General features: G+C 53.1%; 16 protein-coding genes. 12 read left to right on the forward strand and 4 right to left on the reverse strand.

The window, feature by feature from the left end:
- Positions 1-49: 49 nt before the first annotated feature.
- Complete coding sequence (locus tag OH144_RS16310) at positions 50-772, forward strand: YceI family protein (protein WP_266203338.1); 723 nt, start codon at positions 50-52, stop codon at positions 770-772.
- A gap of 121 nt (positions 773-893) precedes the next feature.
- Positions 894-1,436, forward strand: a complete 543-nt coding sequence (locus OH144_RS16315) for a DUF6992 family protein (RefSeq protein ID WP_266203339.1) — start codon at positions 894-896, stop codon at positions 1,434-1,436.
- Between the two features lie 912 nt (positions 1,437-2,348).
- Here OH144_RS16315 and OH144_RS16320 read toward each other — a convergent pair.
- Positions 2,349-2,906: a type 1 glutamine amidotransferase domain-containing protein gene (locus tag OH144_RS16320; protein ID WP_266203340.1), complete on the reverse strand. Its 558-nt coding sequence runs from the start codon at positions 2,904-2,906 to the stop codon at positions 2,349-2,351.
- 249 nt (positions 2,907-3,155) lie between these two features.
- On the opposite strand from OH144_RS16320, the gene OH144_RS16325 reads away from it, so the two are divergent.
- The 6 genes from OH144_RS16325 (at position 3,156) to OH144_RS16350 (ending at position 10,738) form a co-directional block, all read left to right on the forward strand.
- Positions 3,156-5,627, forward strand: a complete 2,472-nt coding sequence (locus OH144_RS16325) for a TonB-dependent receptor (protein ID WP_266203341.1) — start codon at positions 3,156-3,158, stop codon at positions 5,625-5,627.
- A gap of 87 nt (positions 5,628-5,714) precedes the next feature.
- Positions 5,715-6,938 carry a PepSY-associated TM helix domain-containing protein gene (locus OH144_RS16330; RefSeq protein WP_266203342.1) on the forward strand — a complete coding sequence of 408 codons (1,224 nt, stop codon included), beginning with the start codon at positions 5,715-5,717 and terminating at the stop codon, positions 6,936-6,938.
- A gap of 898 nt (positions 6,939-7,836) precedes the next feature.
- Positions 7,837-8,796 carry a nitrilase family protein gene (locus OH144_RS16335; RefSeq protein ID WP_266203343.1) on the forward strand — a complete coding sequence of 320 codons (960 nt, stop codon included), beginning with the start codon at positions 7,837-7,839 and terminating at the stop codon, positions 8,794-8,796.
- A 256-nt stretch (positions 8,797-9,052) separates the two neighbouring features.
- Positions 9,053-9,424, forward strand: coding sequence for a hypothetical protein (locus OH144_RS16340; RefSeq protein WP_266203344.1), 372 nt, complete (start codon positions 9,053-9,055; stop codon positions 9,422-9,424).
- Between the two features lie 107 nt (positions 9,425-9,531).
- On the forward strand, positions 9,532-9,810 hold the full coding sequence (locus OH144_RS16345; RefSeq protein ID WP_266203345.1) for a YciI-like protein: 279 nt from the start codon (positions 9,532-9,534) through the stop codon (positions 9,808-9,810).
- Between the two features lie 85 nt (positions 9,811-9,895).
- Complete coding sequence (locus OH144_RS16350; protein ID WP_266203346.1) at positions 9,896-10,738, forward strand: sulfurtransferase; 843 nt, start codon at positions 9,896-9,898, stop codon at positions 10,736-10,738.
- A 20-nt stretch (positions 10,739-10,758) separates the two neighbouring features.
- Here the strand turns inward: OH144_RS16350 and OH144_RS16355 are convergent, their stop codons facing one another.
- Complete coding sequence (locus OH144_RS16355) at positions 10,759-11,136, reverse strand: hypothetical protein (RefSeq protein WP_266203347.1); 378 nt, start codon at positions 11,134-11,136, stop codon at positions 10,759-10,761.
- A gap of 270 nt (positions 11,137-11,406) precedes the next feature.
- On the opposite strand from OH144_RS16355, the gene OH144_RS16360 reads away from it, so the two are divergent.
- The 4 genes from OH144_RS16360 (at position 11,407) to OH144_RS16375 (ending at position 14,121) form a co-directional block, all read left to right on the forward strand.
- On the forward strand, positions 11,407-12,012 hold the full coding sequence (locus OH144_RS16360; RefSeq protein ID WP_266203348.1) for a C40 family peptidase: 606 nt from the start codon (positions 11,407-11,409) through the stop codon (positions 12,010-12,012).
- 315 nt (positions 12,013-12,327) lie between these two features.
- Positions 12,328-12,882 (forward strand): YkvA family protein, encoded by a 555-nt coding sequence (locus tag OH144_RS16365; protein ID WP_266203349.1) that lies wholly within the window; start codon positions 12,328-12,330, stop codon positions 12,880-12,882.
- A 16-nt stretch (positions 12,883-12,898) separates the two neighbouring features.
- A complete protein-coding gene (locus OH144_RS16370) occupies positions 12,899-13,120 on the forward strand; it encodes a hypothetical protein (protein ID WP_266203350.1) in 222 nt (73 codons plus the stop codon).
- Positions 13,121-13,380: 260 nt separating this feature from the next.
- Positions 13,381-14,121: a M48 family metallopeptidase gene (locus OH144_RS16375; RefSeq protein WP_266203351.1), complete on the forward strand. Its 741-nt coding sequence runs from the start codon at positions 13,381-13,383 to the stop codon at positions 14,119-14,121.
- A gap of 822 nt (positions 14,122-14,943) precedes the next feature.
- Here OH144_RS16375 and OH144_RS16380 read toward each other — a convergent pair.
- Both OH144_RS16380 and OH144_RS16385 read right to left on the reverse strand, forming a co-directional pair.
- A complete protein-coding gene (locus tag OH144_RS16380) occupies positions 14,944-15,198 on the reverse strand; it encodes an acyl carrier protein (protein WP_266203352.1) in 255 nt (84 codons plus the stop codon).
- Positions 15,199-15,202: 4 nt separating this feature from the next.
- Entirely contained in the window at positions 15,203-18,619 is a 3,417-nt protein-coding gene (locus tag OH144_RS16385; RefSeq protein ID WP_266203353.1) for an efflux RND transporter permease subunit, read from the reverse strand.
- Positions 18,620-18,624: the final 5 nt, after the last annotated feature.

Raw genomic sequence — 18,624 nt, forward strand, 5'->3', positions numbered from 1 at the left:
GTGAAACCGCCGCCTTTTGGCGGCACAACATTCACCCGAGCAAACTAGTATGGGCAACATACTCCGACACCCCTTCCTGCAGCTGGGCCTGCTTCTTCTTGTGGCCAGCGCCTGCGACACTACCGTTAAAACCGACGAGGCGATGATAGGCGATGCCGTAGTGAAGGAGGAGCGCGCCTTGCCCACCGATACCTTTGCCATCGACACCACCCGCAGCGAGGTAGCCTGGATCGGGGCGAAGATGACCGGCCGCCATAACGGCGTGATAGATATTCAGCAGGGCGAACTGTATATGACCAACGGTCTGGTGACCGGCGGCAACATAGAACTGGACATGACCACGGTGCGGGCCGAGGACAAGACCATAGATGAGAAGGGCAACCAGAAGCTTACGACGCACCTGCGCTCCCCCGACTTCTTCGACTCGGAGCGGTACCCTTCGGCCTCTTTTGAGCTGACCGGAATCGCCCCTTACGACAGCACCGGCGCACAGCAGGGCGGCAGCGCCAGCACCCGCTACGACGAACTGCGCATAAAAAACCCCTCGCACCGCATTACCGGCAACCTCACCATCCGCAGCCAGACCAAGAGCGTGTCCTTTCCGGCAAGGGTAACCCTGGAGGATACCCTGCTGCGCGCGAAAGCCAACTTCAACATAGACCGCACCAAGTGGGGCCTCGTGTACCGCTCCGATAATTCTTTAGGAGACAAAACCATACACCCCGAGGTTAACATTGGCCTGGACATAGTAGCAACCCGACGAAAACCCTAGCATGCAGCAACTTATACTGCAGCCGCAAGGTATACTTTGCGGTGCTGCCGGCACAAACACCTGTAGCCGCATGCTAAAGCCGTTTTTTGTGCGTTCCTACTCTTAAAACCACCGTTTACCTATGAGAAAATACCTCTACCTGCTCCCACTGCTTTTCCTTAGCCTCACAGCCAACGCCCAGGGCCAGAGCCTGAGCCAACTTAACCAGGGGCAGGCACGCACGCTGGAGACAGGTATGCTTGTACTTGGCGGGTGGGCCATTCTCAACATACTTTTCAGCAGCTTTAAGCTGACGAAGGCCACACGCCACCGCAAGTATCTTTACCAGATGAACGTGTACTGGAACATCATCAACCTGCTGATTGCCAGCTTCGCGCTCTATGTTATCCTTTCCAGGGACAGCGCCACCCTTAGCCTTGCCGAAAGCCTGCAACTGCACGACTCGTTTAAGAAAGTACTGTACCTGAGCATTGGCCTCGACTTTGGTTTTATACTATTAGGAGCCTACCTGAAAGAGCGCTCCCGCACCGCCATAAAAGCGGAACAGCTGCAGGGCTGGGGGCAGTCCATTGTACTTCAGGGAGCTTTCCTGCTATTGCTGGACGTGGTGCTGGTGGTGCTGCTGGAGAATTATGCGGAGCCACTTTTCCGGATGGTGCAGTAGAGTGATAAAGTGTAATCTATACTTTCCAGTTAAAACTTACTATTTACCCCTTCTGGCGCAAGTCTCCAGACTTTTGTCCTATGATGATATCAAGTTTGTAATTCGATTGGCTTGAAAAGCCATACATGCTTTGGCTATACTTTTATACTTCTCTGGCGCAAGCGTCCGCTTGTGCCTTTAGCAACCGCTTCCTTCCACTTGAGCCAAGCTATACTTACTAGCGACTGTTCATCCTATAGTTCCCACAAACCTACTGTTTCATCTACTGCTTTGGTGCTCTCTAGCCCGAGAGGGCTCGTCCTCGGGCATCGCGCTGTGTTCCCTCCTGCGCCAAGGCGCTGCCGCTTGCGCGGCACCGGATCTCACAAGGCGCTCAACCCAAGGACTGGGATCAATTCGATAGCCACAGCCATTGCTATGGAACTAGAACCAAGTCCCCCTTGGAAGGGGGTAGGGGGATGATAATCTGCTTCTGGACAAGGACCGGGAACAGGTGCGATAGCCGCCGCTATATGTCATCTCGACCTATGGGAGAGATCTCTTTAGAATTCCCGATAGATCTCTCATTTCATTCGAGATGACAGTGGAGTATAACAAATACTAAATTCCCCTCCTTGGAGGGGTAGGGGTGGGTTTATACTTGTAGGGACAGGCCGCGACCTATCCGCGAGATAGCGGCTATGAAACTTATACTTCAGCATCAGTAACTGCAGAATTCCCCTCCTTGGCTAAGTCTCGGATCCCGGACTTGTTCCGGGAGAGGGGCTAGGAGTGGTTAAATAATACCACTGACGGAGCTTGAACCAAGTCCGTTTCGAAGGAAACAGGAGTGAGCTACATCTTCAAGATACAAACGGGCCGCACTTTAATGTATAAAGTGCGGCCCGTTTCAGTTATAAAGTATAAACCGGCTTAGCGGTTGTGCTTTCCTTCGGCAAACTCTTCAACCATCTTCCTGTTAAAGGCAGGAATATCGTCCGGGTTGCGGCTGGTTACCAGGCCCTGGTCTACCACCACTTCCTGGTCCACCCACTCGGCGCCGGCGTTTTTCAGGTCGGTTTGCAAGGTGTGGTAGCTGGTCATTTTCCTGCCTTTCACCTTACCCGTCTCGATCAGGGTCCAGGGGCCGTGGCAAATGGCAGCCACTGGCTTGCCGCTCTCCATAAACTTGTTCACGAAGCGCACGGCCTCCTTGTTGCCACGCAGGTGGTCCGGGTTCATTACCCCGCCAGGCAGCAGCAGGCCGTTGTAATCGTCCGCGCTTACCTCGCCTAGCTTCTTATCCACCTTAAATTTATCGCCCCACTCAGTGTGGTTCCACGCCTTTATCTCATTGTTCTTGTTCGGGGAGATGATGTGCGCCTCCGCCCCCTCATCTTTCAGGGCCTGTAGTGGCTTGGTCAGTTCCACCTGCTCAAATCCTTCTTCTACTAGTATCGCAATCTTCTTTCCTTCTAGTTTATTCGCCATTGTTAAGTTTGTTTTTAGTGGTTAAACATGTCTTATGTAGATAACGGTGTAGTACGCCTTTTGTTAACTCGGTTTTGCTGCTGCTTCACCCCTGTATCTTCAGGTTTGCTAATATTTTATCAAATTTTATTTGTGGTTCTGGAATGCTCAGCCTAAGTTTGCAGCACTATTTGTAATTAGTCTAAATAAAAAAACACTCCTGCAGCAAACCGAATGCACCGCAGGGGCCGCCATAAACTAAACCGCTATATGCTTAAAAAGTATACTTTATTCGCTGCGCTACTCACGCTCTGCCACACGGCGTCGGCGCAACAACACCAGCAGCAACAGCAACACCGCTCCCATCACAAGGGCGCCGCCATTAAGGGCCGCGTGCTGGAGGCAGATGGCAAGCCAGTAGCCGCGGCTAGCATCGTGATCGAAAACACACAGCTGGGCACTGTTACCGACGAGAACGGTTACTTCGAAATCGGGCGCCTGCCAGAGGGCACCTACCAGGTAAGAGCCATGATGATGGGCTACAACAGCAGTACCGCTAAGGTGCAGCTAGCCCACGATGAAACAAAAACCATCGATTTTAGCCTGGCTGTCAAGGCGAACCAGGTGTCCGAGATCGAGGTCTTCGGGGTGAGGGACAAGCAGCCGGAGAAGCTGGATGCTATCACCCGCCTCCCACTGAAGCCGAGCGAGCAGATCCAGAGCATCTCCGTGATCTCGGAAAAACTCATTGAGCAGCAGGGCGCGCTCACCGTGATCGAAGGCGTGCGCAACGTGCCGGGCGTTTATACTTATGCTACCTACGGCGGCGTGCGGGAGAGCATCTCGTCGCGCGGTTTCCGGGGCATCCCGACCCTGAAGAACGGGGTGCGCGTGATGACCGACTTCCGCGGCCAGGGCTTCTCCACCGATATGCAGGGGGTGGAGAGCGTGCAGGTGCTGAAAGGCGCCAGCTCTGTGACCATGGGTGCCGCCACCGACCTGGGTGGCCCGGGCGGCATCGTGAACATCGTCACCAAGACGCCTAAATTCGAGAACTCCGGCAGCGTGTCGTTGCGCGCAGGCAGCTGGGGCCTCATCAGACCGACGTTCGATGTGCAGCGCGTGCTGGACAAGGACAACAAGGTGGCCATCCGCCTGAACGGCGCCTACGAGAACGGCGGCAAGTTCCGCGACCACATGGACAATGAATCATTCTACATTAACCCATCTTTGGAGTGGCGGCCAAACAACCGCAGCACCTTAACACTGGAGATGGACTACTTCAAAGAGGAGCAGGGCATCGACGTGGGCACCGTGAACCTGTCGGTTGGCAACAAAGAGAACAAGATCTACGACCTGCCATCGGAACGCTTCCTGGGCTTTGAGTCGGACAAAACAGACCTGAAGCATACAACCTATACCGCACGCTACAACTACAACATCACCAACAATGTATACGTGCGTGCCGCCGTCTTTAACTCCAACTACAACTACGACGCCATCAAGTCGAACCTGTCGGCTTTAAAAGCGAACCCGGAAACGGGCGTAAACGTGGACCAGGTGAACCTGTACCGCCGCTCCATTGCCCACAACTCTGCCCGCGAGGACAACAGCACTGTGCTGCAGCTGGACCTGGTGGGCCGCAAAATTGAGACGGGCAAGATCAACCACACGTTCCAGCTAGGTGCTGATTACCGCTACATCGACCTGTTCCAGCCAACGTACAACTCAATTGCGATCGACGAGATCAACGTGTTCGACCCGGCTACTATTTCGCATACTTTGCCAGAGAATGTGCCAGCTTTTGAGCGCACCGGCGGCACAAGGGCTTACGATTACCGTTTTGGCGTTACCTTCCAGGATGTGATCCAGCTGACGAAGTGGGCCAGGGTATACGGTGGCGTGCGCTACAGCACCAATAAAACCAAAGACGAGGGCGAGGAAAGCGCCACCACGGAGTTCTGGAACCCGCTCGCCGGGGTGATGTTCACCGTAAAGGATGGCCTCAACATCTTCGGCTCCTACACCAACAGCACCAACCCGCGCTCTGCCTCCGTGGTAGACGTGAACGGCGACCCGCTGGGTGCCGAGCGCATCGATCAGCTAGAGGCAGGTATCAAGTCGGAGTGGTTTAACGACCGCCTGCGCTTTAACCTGACCTTCTTCAAGATCAACAACAAAGACATGAACCTGAAGGCCTTTACCGTGGATGAAAACGGCGTTGTGCTGGAAACCGGCTACTACACGAAAGGCGGCAACGACGAGCGCAAAGGCATAGAGGTGGAACTGACCGGCCGCGTGCTCGAGAACCTGGAGATCGTAACGGGCTACGCTTACATCGACGCGCAGTATAAGGACCACACCACCTTTGTACCGGGCTCTGCGCCCAACAACACCCCAAAGCACACCTTTAACGCCTACGCCAACTATACCCTGCGCAGCGGCCTGCTGCAAGGCCTTAACTTCGGTGCCGGCGCCTATTACCTGGGTGAGCGCCCTTACAACGACTGGACCATCGAGGGGGTGCAGTACCACAACATCGAGCCGAATACCGCGCCCTGGTACAACAAGGCTTACACCATCGTGAATGCGCAGATCGGCTATGAGTTTAAGAAGCACTGGGGCGTGCGGGCGCTGTTCAACAACGTGTTCGATACGGTTGGCTACGATGCGTACCGCAGCAGCTTCATCGACAGAATACAGCCCAGAAACGTTTCCGGTGTAGTTACCTATAAATTTTAATTAGATTGATTCCAAATAATAAAAAAGCTACCGATATTTACCGGTAGCTTTTTTTAGCAGCCTCCAAACCCACTCTCCTACAACACCATGAAAAAGTATACTTTAAGAAACCTGTTTAATGATGTGCACCTGTGGCTGGGCATTGCCAGCGGCCTAGTACTGTTTGTAGTATGCCTCACGGGCACGATTTATACTTTCCGGGAGGAAGTGGAGGAACTGATGGCCCCTGAGAAGTATACCGTGGAAGTGCCGGCCAACGCGCAGCCTATGGCTACCAACGCCCTTATTGCGCAGCTGGAGCAGGAGCTGAAAGGGCGGGTGGTAAGTATAAGCATACCCGAGGATAAGGCCAGCACCTATAGTATAAGCGTGGCCCCCGCCGCCGCAGCGGGCGCTAAAAAAGGCGAAGGCAGCGCAAAGGGCGGAGAAAAAGGGAAAGGTCAAGGTGGCGGCAAACCAGCTACCTACTTTGTTAACCCTTACACCGGCGCGGTAGTCGGCACTCCCGAGAGCGCCACGGCAGAGTTCTTCACAACCGTGATGAAGATGCACCGCTGGCTGCTGTTAGGCGATAGTGTGGGCCGTGTGATAGTGGGCGCCGCCACGATCATTTTTACATTTCTGGTGCTGACAGGGCTGGTGCTGTGGTTCCCCGTGAAGCGCAAGAACTGGAAACAAGGGCTCAAGATCAAGACCAACGCCAAGTGGAAACGTGTTAACCACGACCTGCACAACACATTGGGCTTCTACTCCTCCATCCTGCTGCTGATCATGGCGCTTACCGGCCTTTGCTGGTCGTTTGAGTGGTACCGCAATGGACTGAGCGAAGTGATGGGCGCCGAGGTGTTTAAAGGCCGTAAAGAGAAGCCTGCCACTATTGCCGCTGCACCAACCACAGCTACACCGGAAGATTATATAGCACAGGCTAGCCTGCTGCTACCCTACGCCGGCGACCTGCGCGTATCGCTGCCAGCCGATGACACCACCGCCGTTGTGATCCAGAAAAGCCAGACCGGATTTTTTGCCCTGGCCGCCTCCGATAAAGTACAGCTGAACAAACACACCGCCGAGCCGCTGAAAGTAGAGAAGTTCTCCGATAAGCCGCTAAACGAACAAATTGTAGGGCTGATAAAGCCGCTGCACCTGGGCAACGTATATGGCACTTTTTCCAAGATCTTATACTTCATCGCCTGTCTTGTGGCCACCAGCCTGCCGATTACCGGAACGCTGATCTGGATTAACAAGCTCCGCAAAAAGAAGAAACCCGGAAAAGTTATCCGCACTACGGCGCATGCCACCTTAGCCAGCTAAATTCTAAGCTATAAAGATTCTCCACCGCCATGGTTTATACTTTAAGCCCTGGCGGTTTTTTTATTCCTCTGTTTCTGGCGCAAGTCTTCAGACTTGTGTCCTACAATGGCGTTGGGTTTGTAACCCGACTGGCTCACAGAGCCATACTTGCTTTGGCTATACTTTATACATCGGCTATACTTTAGACTTACCTGGAACTTACTTGGCGTAAGCGTCCGCTTGTGCCTTCCCTAAGCCCCTGCTTCCTTCCATTTGAACCGAGCTATCCTCACTAGCTACCGCTGATCCTCTAGTTCCCACTAGCCTACAGTTGCATTTCCTGCTTTGGCTCCCTCCTAGGCCGGGAGGCCTCGCCTTCGGGCATCGCGCGGCGTGCCTGAAGCTGCTCCTCGCTGGCGCTGCGGGCTGCCCTTGCCGGGCACCGCAACATCCACAAGGCGCTCAACCCAAAGGCTGGGATCTGGTTCGATAGCTACGGCCTTTGCTAAGAAACAAGAACCAGAGTCCCCCTTCGAAGGGGACAGGGGGATGTTCCTCCAGTTTCTCTTGCTATAGAACTTATACTTTGCAAAAGTAAAAGCAGGCTCCCCGCCTTAGACAAGGAGGGGCAGGGGTGGTTGGATTTCGTAGCTAGTAGCCTCAACTTCACCTCCCTTCCCACAAGAAGCGCTCAGGAGGACAGAAAAGTAGCAAGTATAGCTCCCTCCCCTGTTCTTAAGGGAGGGCTGGGGAGGGGTTTATACTTGGCCAGAGATGATTGGCCCCGGTACCCACCCCTAAACATTTAATAACTGCAATAAGTATGGCTTTTTTGATTTGATAATACAATATGCTAACTTAACTATATTGCTATAAGTTAGCCTGGAAGCCTCACTAATTCGAAACGAAATTATCTGTAATGGAAAAGATAAAAATTTCAACTGCTCAGTTTGAGAATAGAAGTGCTGATAAAGCCTATAACCTTTTAGTCATCGAAAAGCTCTCCAGAAAAGCTTCCTTAGAAGGCTCCCAGGTGATTGCCTTTCACGAATGCTCTATTACCGGCTATACCTTTGCCCGCCATTTATCGAAGGAACAACTGCTGGATGTTGCTGAATTTATACCTGATGGCGAAAGCGTGCGCAGGCTGACCGAAATAGCCGGGAAGTACAATATTGTTATTCTGGCCGGTCTTTTTGAGAAAGATGAAGCGGATAACATTTTCAAGGCTTATGTCTGTGTGGATAAAAATGGCCTGGTAGCTAAGTATAGAAAGCTCCACCCCTTCATCAACCCACATATTACTCCGGGTGATCAGTACTGCGTTTTCGAGCTTTTTGGCTGGAAGTGCGGCATCCTGATCTGTTACGACAATAACATCATTGAAAACGTGAGGGCCACTACCCTGTTGGGTGCTGATATTATTTTTATGCCTCATGTAACGATGTGTACCCCATCCGCCCGACCGGGAGCAGGCTTTGTAGCACCAGAACTTTGGGAAAACAGGGAGACGGACCCTACCTCCTTGCGCCTGGAATTTGATGGCATGAAAGGCCGCGACTGGTTAATGAAATGGCTGCCGGCTAGGGCTTACGACAATGCTATTTATGCTGTTTTTTCGAATCCCATAGGCATGGATGACGACCAGTTGAAAAACGGCTGTTCTATGATCATCGATCCTTTTGGGGATGTATTGGGAGAGTGCCGCACTTTGGGAGATGATTTGGTAACAGTGACCTTAACGCCTGAAAAACTGACGCAGGCTGGCGGGTACAGATACCTAAAAGCCAGACGGCCGGAGCTATATAAAGACATCATTGGCCAGGTCCATCATCCGGAACAAAAAGTAGCCTGGTTGCATGATAACAAAAAACAGTAACACCTGCAGCCGACAAAGCACGCGGCAAAGGCTGCGACGATACGGCCAACTCGCATGCTTACCTGAAGTAAAGTAACTTATCGACTATATTAATTTGCCTACATAAAAGGGTTATAATCACCATTTAAAAGCTCCATAAACCGAGCTAAAACAGGTAAATCCACCTCCGCACATAGTGCAGATAAACCGAATAGACTTCCGTTTATATCATAGTTGATCGTAAGTTCCACAAAATATTTAATGATAAACCAAAACCATGAGAATGAAAAAAATCACATCTGCTATCCTAACGATTCTGCTAACTACCTTATTCAGCTGTTCAGAAATGAGCGGAGAATTTAAATACATGAATCAACTAAAAGAATCTATATCCCAGAAATATGAAACGGAGAAAGTTGAAATAAACATCAAGAACAATAACGAATTGACTGTATCACTTATTGACCCAAAATTTGTTGATTACTCTCCAGCTGAAAAAGAACAAATTGCCCTAGAAATAGGAAAGCTAGCAAAGGAACTTAGTGAAGATAAAGAAACAATAAAATCAGGTGTTGTGAATTTCCGTGATGAAGAAAACTATGGTATAGTTAAAACCAGTGACTCGGAAACTTTCCAGATGTACGAATAGAAAAACCTACGCCCAACAAAGTGTAAATGGCATCTTGGCCAACGGCTTTCGCCGCAGTTTACACAAGTCCGTTACCCCTACCTAAAACCACTTATCCATACCTAAACATGTACTACATCCTTTTTTACAAAACCACCGAAGACTACCTCGAAAAGCGCGGCGCTTACCGCCCCGAACACCTGAACCTGATCAACAAAGCCCATGCAAATGGCGACCTGGTGATGGCCGGTGCCCTGGCCGAGCCTGCCGACAGCGCCGTATTTATCTTTAAAGGTGATAACACCCAAGCGGCCGAGGCCTTTGCCAACAACGACCCCTATGTAAAGAATGGGTTGATTGTAGAGTGGCAGGTGCGCCCCTGGAACGTGGTAGCCGGCGGCGAGTAAAAGACCAAACCAACTGCTGCTCCGGGCGTAGCCCTGATGCCCGGAGCAGCTACCCCTCAACATCAACACCCTAAATGCTAAAACTATGAAACCTATCATCAAACCACAGGAATTAGTTACCCTCATCCAAAACGAAGCACCCATACTTGTAGACGCCCGCTCCGGCCCAACCGCCCGCGACAAGTATAAGACCGGGCACTTACAGGGCGCGCAATTTGTAGACCTGGAGAGCGACCTGGCTACCCCTCCGGCCAACGCCGCCGAGGGCGGCAGGCATCCGCTGCCGGATGCTGCCATCTTTGCCAAGTTTCTGGGGCAGCTTGGTATACAGCCCGATAGCCATGTGGTGGTGTATGATGATGTGAGCGGAGCCAACGCCGCCGCGCGTTTCTGGTGGATGCTACGGGCCATAGGCCATAAGAAAGTGCAGGTGCTGGATGGCGGTTACGATGCCGCCGTGGCAGCCGGTATTTCGGTCAACAGCCAATCGGAGCAGCCTACGCCACAGCCGCCTTACCCGCAAAAAGGCTGGCAGCTGCCTACAGCAACCGTTGAGGAAATAGAAAAAGCAGTGCAGCACCCCGACAGCCTGGTGATAGACGTGCGTGCCGCCGCGCGCTTCCGTGGCGAGGTGGAACCAATTGATCTGGTGGCGGGCCATATTCCGGGTGCGGTAAATATCCCCTATACCTCCAATCTCGACAGCAACGGCTTTTACCTGCCGCAGAAGGAGCTACGCAGCAAGTATGAAGCGGCACTTGGCAACCGGAAACCGGCGGAGGTGATGGTGCATTGCGGCTCCGGCGTTACGGCTTGCCATACCTTACTGGCCATGGATTATGCCGGCATGGAGATGCCAAAACTATATGTTGGCTCCTGGAGCGAGTGGTCCAGGAGTGGGCGTGAGGTTGCCACTGGCGAGGAATAAAGTATACGTCGGGCGGCTAGCTATTCTGTTTTTTTGGTGTCTATAGGCAGTGGGGCTTCTGTGGGCGCAATGGCGCTGGCTGCCTTTTGCGCCGGGCTCCTATAGCGGCGGTGCTTCATGCCTTCTAAACGCGCCTCTACCTCATACTTATTGTTATAGTAGCCCACCCGCCACGATTCCTTCAAGTACAGCCACAGGAACCAGAAAAAGCCATGCTCCCTGAACTGCCGGATATGACACAGTTCATGCGCCAGCCAGCCCTCATCCTTCAGAAATGTATCGCGGCTGACACCGCTCAGGTATATGGTTTTACCCAGCACCATGGCTACATTGCTACTCTTGAGCACCATGCGCGCAATTCTGGCAAAAAACGAGCGTTCTACAACTTTAAAATCCATAGATCAACCTAAAGAATAGTGCTTCCTGCGAGGCTACATATAACTGTTATACTTAGGTGCCGGCTCTGAAAGTTACCCGCCTGGGGCAGAAATTGCGCGCCCCCCGGCCCCAGGGCGCCCCTTAAACATTTTATACTTAGCAGGGTATAACGTATTTTTGCACTGATCGGGATGCGCTGGCTCCCCTGGCAGTACCTGCTGCTGAAGCCGGCACCATACTTTTAACAGCAAAACCTAGCCGCTGCGGCGACCCAGGATTTGCTCAGCTCTATGAAAAAAGCAACCATACTAAGTGCTCTGGCGATCCTGTCGCTGGTGCTTTCCTACTTTTACGAGGTGGCCCCAACCGGCGAGCCCGCCCCGGAGCAGGTCAGCCTGGTAACGCCTTACGCCATCAACACGCCCGAAGACATGCTACGGGCGATAGAATGGCACCAGCCGCTGCCAGCCGAAGAACCCCGCGAGGAGTATTACGTAAAATCGCTGGGCCTCCGGTTCCGGAACCCCGATTACCGCGAGCTGGTAGAGGCCGCCTCTAAGTGGATAGGCACCCCTTACCGCTACGGCAGCAGCAGCAAGCGCGGCACCGACTGCTCCGGCTTCGTTACCAGCCTGTACCAGGAAGTATACGGCATCAACCTCAGCCGCAGTTCCCGCTCCATGTTCCAGGATGTGGCCCGTGTACAGAAAGACAGCGTGCGTACCGGCGACATTGTGTTCTTCCGTCGCAGCGCCAAAAGCCCGATCTCCCATGTGGGCATCTATCTGAAAAACAACAAGTTCATCCACTCCTCCACCAGCAAGGGCGTTATGGTTAGCTCGCTTTCGGAGCCATACTTCCGCAAACGCTACTTCGCCGCCGGCCGGGTAAATTAACTGGCAGCGACTGCTTACTTGGCAACGGAATAAGGACAACGGGGCTTTTTAGAGCATGCTGCGGGTTTAGCGCGGCCTGACTTGTGGCAGGTTGTTCCACCTGAGGGAACAGTTCTTCGTAATACGCACTATCTCTGCTACCCTACAAGGCCTAGCCCACATGCTAAACCTTACTCCTCCTTCGCTTTTTATGAGCTTAAACCATAACAATTTTATAGGGAGCAAGTATAGGAAGGTTACCGTTTGTTTACGAAAATTGCAGCCGAACCAGCCCGGGCAAGCAGCTCAGGCAAAACAAGTATAAGCAAAACAAGAATGACAGATAACAAAGAACCGGAAGGCAAAAAGGTTGCCGAGAGCCCCATTTTCAAGAAGTTACTGGAGAAGGCAGAGGCCTACCTGAAGCACCCCTCGGAGGTGGCCAGGCTGATTAGCGAGACCCTGAAGAAGGCCACCGCCAAGAAAGGCGTGGGCGCCATAGCCGGCGAAGTATGGGAGAATCTGCAGCTGCTCACGCGCATGCTCAAAGCCGCCAGCTCCGGCGAGTACAAGGGCATCCCCACCGCTACACTGGTTGGCGGCGTGGCCGTACTCATTTATTTCCTAATGCCGATAGATATCATTCCGGACGTGATTCCGGTGATTGGCCTGCTGGACGACGCCAGCCTGCTAGCCTGGTTCATGGCAAGTATAAAAACTGAGCTCGATAAGTTTAAGGAGTGGGAGGCCACCCGCCCGATAAGGGTAGCCCCGAAAGAAGCGGAGCACCACACGCCCGAGAAGCACGACGCCGACATCTCGTTCGGCACGCCTAAGTATAGCGACCGCTCCGCCGGCGATATCCAGACCGAATCTAAACCAGGATACTAACACACTTACTCATACTATGGAAGCGAACAAAAAAGACCGGGGCAAGAAAGCCAGAGACCAGCAGGAGGCGCCGGAAGACAAACCCCAAGCGAAGCACACATCGCAGGGCCACGGCACTGATGCCAAAGGCACCGTGACCAACACCAACGAGGAGACCCTGCGCTCTGCCACCACCGACAGCAGCCGGGCGCCAAAAAGCAGTAACGACGAAGCCCCTACCGGCGGCAACGTCCGTTAAACCACCATTCCCACCACAGAGCAGGAGCGGCAGGTCATTCTATGGTCTGCCGCTCCTGCTTTCTTGTACTTTGCTCAGCTTAAACGCCTCGTGCAGCAGTGTCATTTTAGCGGGTTTTCTTATCCCTAATCTTTAAAATATATAACAATTTAAATACATTAATTTAAATAAAAAGCTACAAAAGCTTATGCCTCAGTCTTTTTTTAATTAAATTATTATCTATCTTTGGACAAAGAAATTTGTACTTTAACTTTTAGCCAGTGTCTTCATCATTCTTACGTCTTACTTCCGTCAACCTACACATCGACGGGATCGGAAAGGTGCTGTTTGAGCGGAGCGACAAAGCTAAGCGACTAAGCATCAGCGTTCGGCCCCTGAAGGGGGTGCGGGTAGCGGTGCCGCCGCACATCAGCTTTGAGAAAGCAGAACAGCTCATCTACACCAAGGCCGACTGGATTAAAGAGCATCAGACGCGCATGCAGCAGCAGGAGCAGCAGGTAACCGTGTATGACCACAACAGTGAATTCAGCACCAAGTACCACGCACTGCGGTTGCTCACCCATGCCCGCTACGACATGCGCTGCGTTATCCAGAACGGCCACATCAATGTATTTTATCCGGCTTTCAAGGAGGTCAACGACCCGGACGTGCAGAAATTTATCCGCAAGTCCATTGAGGAGGCTTACCGCAAGGAGGCCAAGCAGTACCTGCCGGAGCGCGTGGCCTACTTCGCCGACAAGTTTGGGTTTGAGTACCAGAGCGTGTTCATTAAGAACGCCAAAAGCCGTTGGGGCAGCTGCTCGCACACCAACAACATTAACCTGAACCTGCACCTGATGCGCCTGCCCGACGCTCTCTGCGACTATGTGATCCTGCATGAGCTGGCGCACACGGTAGAGAAAAACCACGGCCCGCGCTTCTGGTCTTTGCTGGACAGTGTCTGTGGCAACGCCAGAGCCCTTGACAAAAAACTGAAAGCCTACAGAATCTCCATTTTCTAAGAACTTGCCTATTGCCATACTTTACTAACCCGATTCATACTTGCTGATTGAGAACAAACTGGCAACGGCCCGGGAGGCTGCTGCTCAAAAGTATAACTGCGCCCTTTCTCTACGGCTGGGCGCACAATAAAAGCGCTGCAGGCTAACCTGCAGCGCTTTTTGTTTTTGGTAGTATAACCTGTCGCTTCGGATTTGCTGAGTTGTTTATTAGCGGTTCCCCCTGCCCCTCCCCCGAAACAAGTCCGGGGTCCGAGGCTTGTAGAAGGAGGAGAGTCTGTCATTGCTGCTGCTAATGTATAAGTTTCATGACAGCTGTTCTCGCGCGGACAGGTCACGACCTGTCCGCACAAAGTATAAACCCACCCCTTAGCCCCTCCCGAGAGGGGAATTCACCTCTCCCCAACCCTCTCCTAAAAACAGGAGAGGGAGTTCGGTTCATGTTGCAAAGCAGCTGCTATCGAACTGATCCCAGTCCTTGGGTGGAGCGCCTTGTAGATTTACGGTTTCGCTTTAGCGAAATTGCGGGGACCGCAGGTCAAGCAAAGGAAATGTACACCGCGCGATGCCCGAGGACGAGGCCTCCCGGCCAGGAGGGAGCCAAAGCCGGAAATGAAGCGAGTAAATTGTAAAGCCGTGGTTGAACGGCAGCTAGCAAGTATAGCTTGGTTCAGGTTGTGGGAAGCAGTAGCTAGTAGAGGCTAGGGAAGCCTGGTGCAGGTATAAAGTATAAGCCACAAATCCACAGCTCTTTGATACAGATCATAAAAAAAGCACCGGAACCTAGGTCCCGGTGCTTCTGCTTTTAAGAATAAATCCCTCCGATCAGCTGGTAGTTTTCTTTATCGTGTGGGTCGCCACAAATTCAACAAAGTCGCCCACGGTATCTATCGGCACCTCATCCGGTATGGTGATCTTGAAGATCTTCTCCAACTCCAGGATAATGTCCACTACGTCTACAGTGTCGAAGCCGAAATCCTTCAGCAGTCTGTCTGCCCACAAGCGGTCCGGTGTAATCTCTTTGGTCTTGCTAATGATACGGATCACTTCCTTCTCAATAGCGGTATCTGTTATAAGCATAGGGTTATAATGTGTATTCTCTAACTTTTCCGTTCACCTTCTGCTCCTCCTGCTGTTGCAGCCTGAGCACATGGCGTTTTTTTCTTCCGATCACTCTGTCTTTCAGCTTCTCGTTCAGCAGGTACATCACCGGCACGATCAGCAGGGTTACGATGGTAGCAAAGCCCAGGCCAAAAATGATGGTCCAGGCCAGCGGGCCCCAGAACGCCACACTGTCGCCGCCCAGGAAGAAGCCCGCCTCAAACTCCGTAAACAAAGTATAGAAGTTAAGGTTTAAGCCAATTGCCAGCGGAATCAGGCCAAGTATGGTGGCCGTGGCTGTCAGCAGCACCGGGTTCAGGCGCGTTTTACCGGCTTCTACGATGGCCTCTTTCAGCTCCCGGCCCTCGCCGATCAGCATGTCCGTAAACTCCACAATAAGTATACCGTTCTTCACCACGATGCCGGCCAGCGCCACAATGCCCACCCCGGTCATCACGATGGACATATCCATGCCGAAGATGGTAAAGCCTAGCAGCACCCCGATGATCGAGAAGAGCACCTCCGAGAGGATGATGAACGGCTTCGATACTGAGTTAAACTGCGTGACCAGTATCAGAAAGATGATGCAGAAAGCCGCTACCAGCGCGATCAGCAGAAAGTTTGCCGTTTCCTGCTGCTCCTCCTGCTCGCCCCCCATACTTATCCCGTAGCCCTCCGGCGTCTCCAGCTGCTGCAGCGACTGCTGTATCTGCTGCACCACCTCGTTGGCGTTGTAGCCATCCAGCACGTTAGACTCCAGCGTTACCACGCGCTTCAGGTTCTTGCGCTTGATGCCGCCATACGTGTTCGTATACTCCAGCGTCGCCACCGACGAGAGCGGGATCTGACGGATGAGGCCGGAATTCATGTCGCGGTACGTGATGCGCATATCCATCAGGGCATCGATGTTCTCGCGGTACGGCTTGGCGTAGCGCACCTGTATCGGGTACTCCTCCTCATCCAGCTTAAACTTAGAGGCCTCGGTACCGAAAATAGCCGTGCGCACCTCCTGCCCAATCTGGCCAGTGCTGATGCCCTCACGGTTAGCACGGTCACGGTCTATATTCACCACGATCTCCGGCTTGCTGTCCTCCAGGTCGGAGCGAAGTTCCTCTATGCCGCCAATCTGCTGCTGGTCCAGGTACTGCTCCACCTGCTTCGAGAGCGCGATCAGGTCCTCAAAGTCCTCTCCGGCAATCTCGATGGAGATCGGCTTGCCCACCGGCGGGCCATTCTGCTCCTTATCCACCGTAATATCTACCCCCGGTATGCCTTTCACGGCTTCGCGTATGCCGGTCAGGTAATCGGTGGTCGATTTCTCGCCCGCCCGGTCTTTATACTCCACAAAGGCAACGGTAACCTTTCCCTTGTGAGATTGTGCCGTGGTGGAGCGATCATTCTCGTCTCCGGCGCCGATGGCCACGTTCGAGATAACGGACTCTACATCGGGATTATCTTCTCCTATCACGCTGTAAATCCGCTTCTCCACGATCTTCGTCACTGAGTCCGTCACAGCCTGGTCGGTACCGATCGGCATGTTGATGTAAGTATAGACAAAGTTCGGGTCGCCGCTCGGGAAGAAGTCTACCTTAGGCGGAAACAGGAAGGTTATGATGACAGAAAAGAACAGCAGGAGAACCGTCCCCACAAACACGCCTACCGGCCGCCAGCCCACCAGCATCCAGCGCAGCAGCCTTTCGTAACCCGACATAAAGCGCGGCAGCACCCGCTCCTGGAACCGGGCGATCAGGCTATTGAGCACAAACTTGTTCAGCAACACCAGCAGCACCAGCAGCAGCACCAGGTTAGCCGTGCCATACCAGCCCGAAATATAACCTACAGTAGCCACGGCAAAGCCAATACCCGTCAGTATCCAGAAACGCTTGCTGCCGCGCGACGCGGCCGGCTCCGCATCGTGCTTCTTCATAAAAGACACGGCAAAAACCGGGTTGATGATAAAGGCCACCAGCAACGACGACACCAGGGTAACGATGAGCGTGATCGGCAGGAAGAACATGAACTTGCCCACTACGCCCGGCCAGAAGGCAAGCGGCAGGAACGGCGCCACGGTAGTCAGTGTGCCGGCCAGCACCGGCACAAACACTTCACCGGCGGCCACCTTCGCCGATTTCATGATGCTCAGGTTAGAGGTATGGTAAATGCGGTGCGTGTTCTCAATCACTACAATGGCATCGTCCACCACTATACCCAGAGCCAGCAGGAACGAGAACAGCACGATCATGTTCAGTGAGAAGCCAAACGTGGGCATCAGGATAAAGGCTAGGAACATGGAGATCGGTACCGACAGGCCCACGAATATGGCGTTGGTGGTTCCCATGAAGAACATCAGGATGAGGGTTACCAGCACAAAGCCGATGACGATGGTGTTAAGCAGGTCGTTCAACGTATGGCGCGTCATCTTGGACTGGTCACCGGTGAGGGTGATGTTGAGATCGGCCGGCAGCGCGGAGCCCTGCATTTCCTCGATCGTCTCGCGCACCTTATCGGAGGCCTCGATCAGGTTCTCGCCACTGCGCTTGATGACGTTAAGCGTGATCACCGGCTCGTTGCCCAGGCGCGCGTAGCTCTCCTGCTCCTCAAAGCCTTCCTTCACCTCGGCAATGTCTCTCAGCTTAATGTTGGCACCACCCAGCGACTGCAGCACGATATCGCCGATCTTCTCCGGGTCGGTATACTGCCCTACCACGCGCACCGAGCGCTTAGCCTCGCCCACGGTAACGTTACCACCTGAGATGGTCATGTTCTCACGCGCAATGGCCGCGGAGATATCGTTAAAAGTCACCTGGGCAGCCTGCATTTTGTAAAGGTCTACGTTTACCTGCACCTCCTTGTCCAGGGCACCCACCATGTCCACGCGCGTAATCTCCGGGAAGGCCTCAAAGCGGTCCTGCAGCTCCTCGGCATAATCTTTCAGCTGGTCCAGGCTATAGTTACCCGACACGTTCACGTACATGATCGGGAACTCCGAGAAGTTCACCTCCTGCACGTCCGGCTCACGGGTGAGGTCGGTGGGCAGGTCGGTGCGGGCCTTGTCCACGGCATCCTTCACCTGCTGCTTCGCATCCGACACTTCTACGTCCGTGTTAAACTCCACCACGATCATGGAGAAGTCCTGCATGGAGTTGGAAGTCACCTTCTTCACCCCGGAGATGGCCTTTATCTCCTTCTCGATCGGGCGCGTCACCAGGTTCTCCATATCCGACGGCGAGGTGCCCTGGTAAATCGTGCTCACAAACATCGTCGGGATCACGATGTCCGGGAAGTTCTCTTTCTGCAGGTTAACATAGGAGAAAATACCCGCCAGTGAGATGATGATGGTGATGATATAGATACTGGTCTTGTTATCGATCGACCAACTGGTTGGCTTAAACTCTTTCATAGTTT

The sequence above is a fragment of the Pontibacter kalidii genome (assembly GCF_026278245.1).
Taxonomy (GTDB): domain Bacteria; phylum Bacteroidota; class Bacteroidia; order Cytophagales; family Hymenobacteraceae; genus Pontibacter; species Pontibacter kalidii.

Bases quoted from the DNA above. Each gene is read 5' to 3' on its own strand.
- OH144_RS16385 (WP_266203353.1), bottom strand. From the start codon at position 18,619: ATGAAAGAGTTTAAGCCAACCAGTTGGTCGATCGATAACAAGACCAGT.
- OH144_RS16340 (WP_266203344.1), top strand. From the start codon at position 9,053: ATGAGAATGAAAAAAATCACATCTGCTATCCTAACGATTCTGCTAACT.
- OH144_RS16350 (WP_266203346.1), top strand. From the start codon at position 9,896: ATGAAACCTATCATCAAACCACAGGAATTAGTTACCCTCATCCAAAAC.
- OH144_RS16355 (WP_266203347.1), bottom strand. From the start codon at position 11,136: ATGGATTTTAAAGTTGTAGAACGCTCGTTTTTTGCCAGAATTGCGCGC.
- OH144_RS16320 (WP_266203340.1), bottom strand. From the start codon at position 2,906: ATGGCGAATAAACTAGAAGGAAAGAAGATTGCGATACTAGTAGAAGAA.
- OH144_RS16310 (WP_266203338.1), top strand. From the start codon at position 50: ATGGGCAACATACTCCGACACCCCTTCCTGCAGCTGGGCCTGCTTCTT.
- OH144_RS16365 (WP_266203349.1), top strand. From the start codon at position 12,328: ATGACAGATAACAAAGAACCGGAAGGCAAAAAGGTTGCCGAGAGCCCC.
- OH144_RS16360 (WP_266203348.1), top strand. From the start codon at position 11,407: ATGAAAAAAGCAACCATACTAAGTGCTCTGGCGATCCTGTCGCTGGTG.
- OH144_RS16380 (WP_266203352.1), bottom strand. From the start codon at position 15,198: ATGCTTATAACAGATACCGCTATTGAGAAGGAAGTGATCCGTATCATT.
- OH144_RS16315 (WP_266203339.1), top strand. From the start codon at position 894: ATGAGAAAATACCTCTACCTGCTCCCACTGCTTTTCCTTAGCCTCACA.
- OH144_RS16325 (WP_266203341.1), top strand. From the start codon at position 3,156: ATGCTTAAAAAGTATACTTTATTCGCTGCGCTACTCACGCTCTGCCAC.
- OH144_RS16330 (WP_266203342.1), top strand. From the start codon at position 5,715: ATGAAAAAGTATACTTTAAGAAACCTGTTTAATGATGTGCACCTGTGG.
- OH144_RS16345 (WP_266203345.1), top strand. From the start codon at position 9,532: ATGTACTACATCCTTTTTTACAAAACCACCGAAGACTACCTCGAAAAG.
- OH144_RS16370 (WP_266203350.1), top strand. From the start codon at position 12,899: ATGGAAGCGAACAAAAAAGACCGGGGCAAGAAAGCCAGAGACCAGCAG.
- OH144_RS16335 (WP_266203343.1), top strand. From the start codon at position 7,837: ATGGAAAAGATAAAAATTTCAACTGCTCAGTTTGAGAATAGAAGTGCT.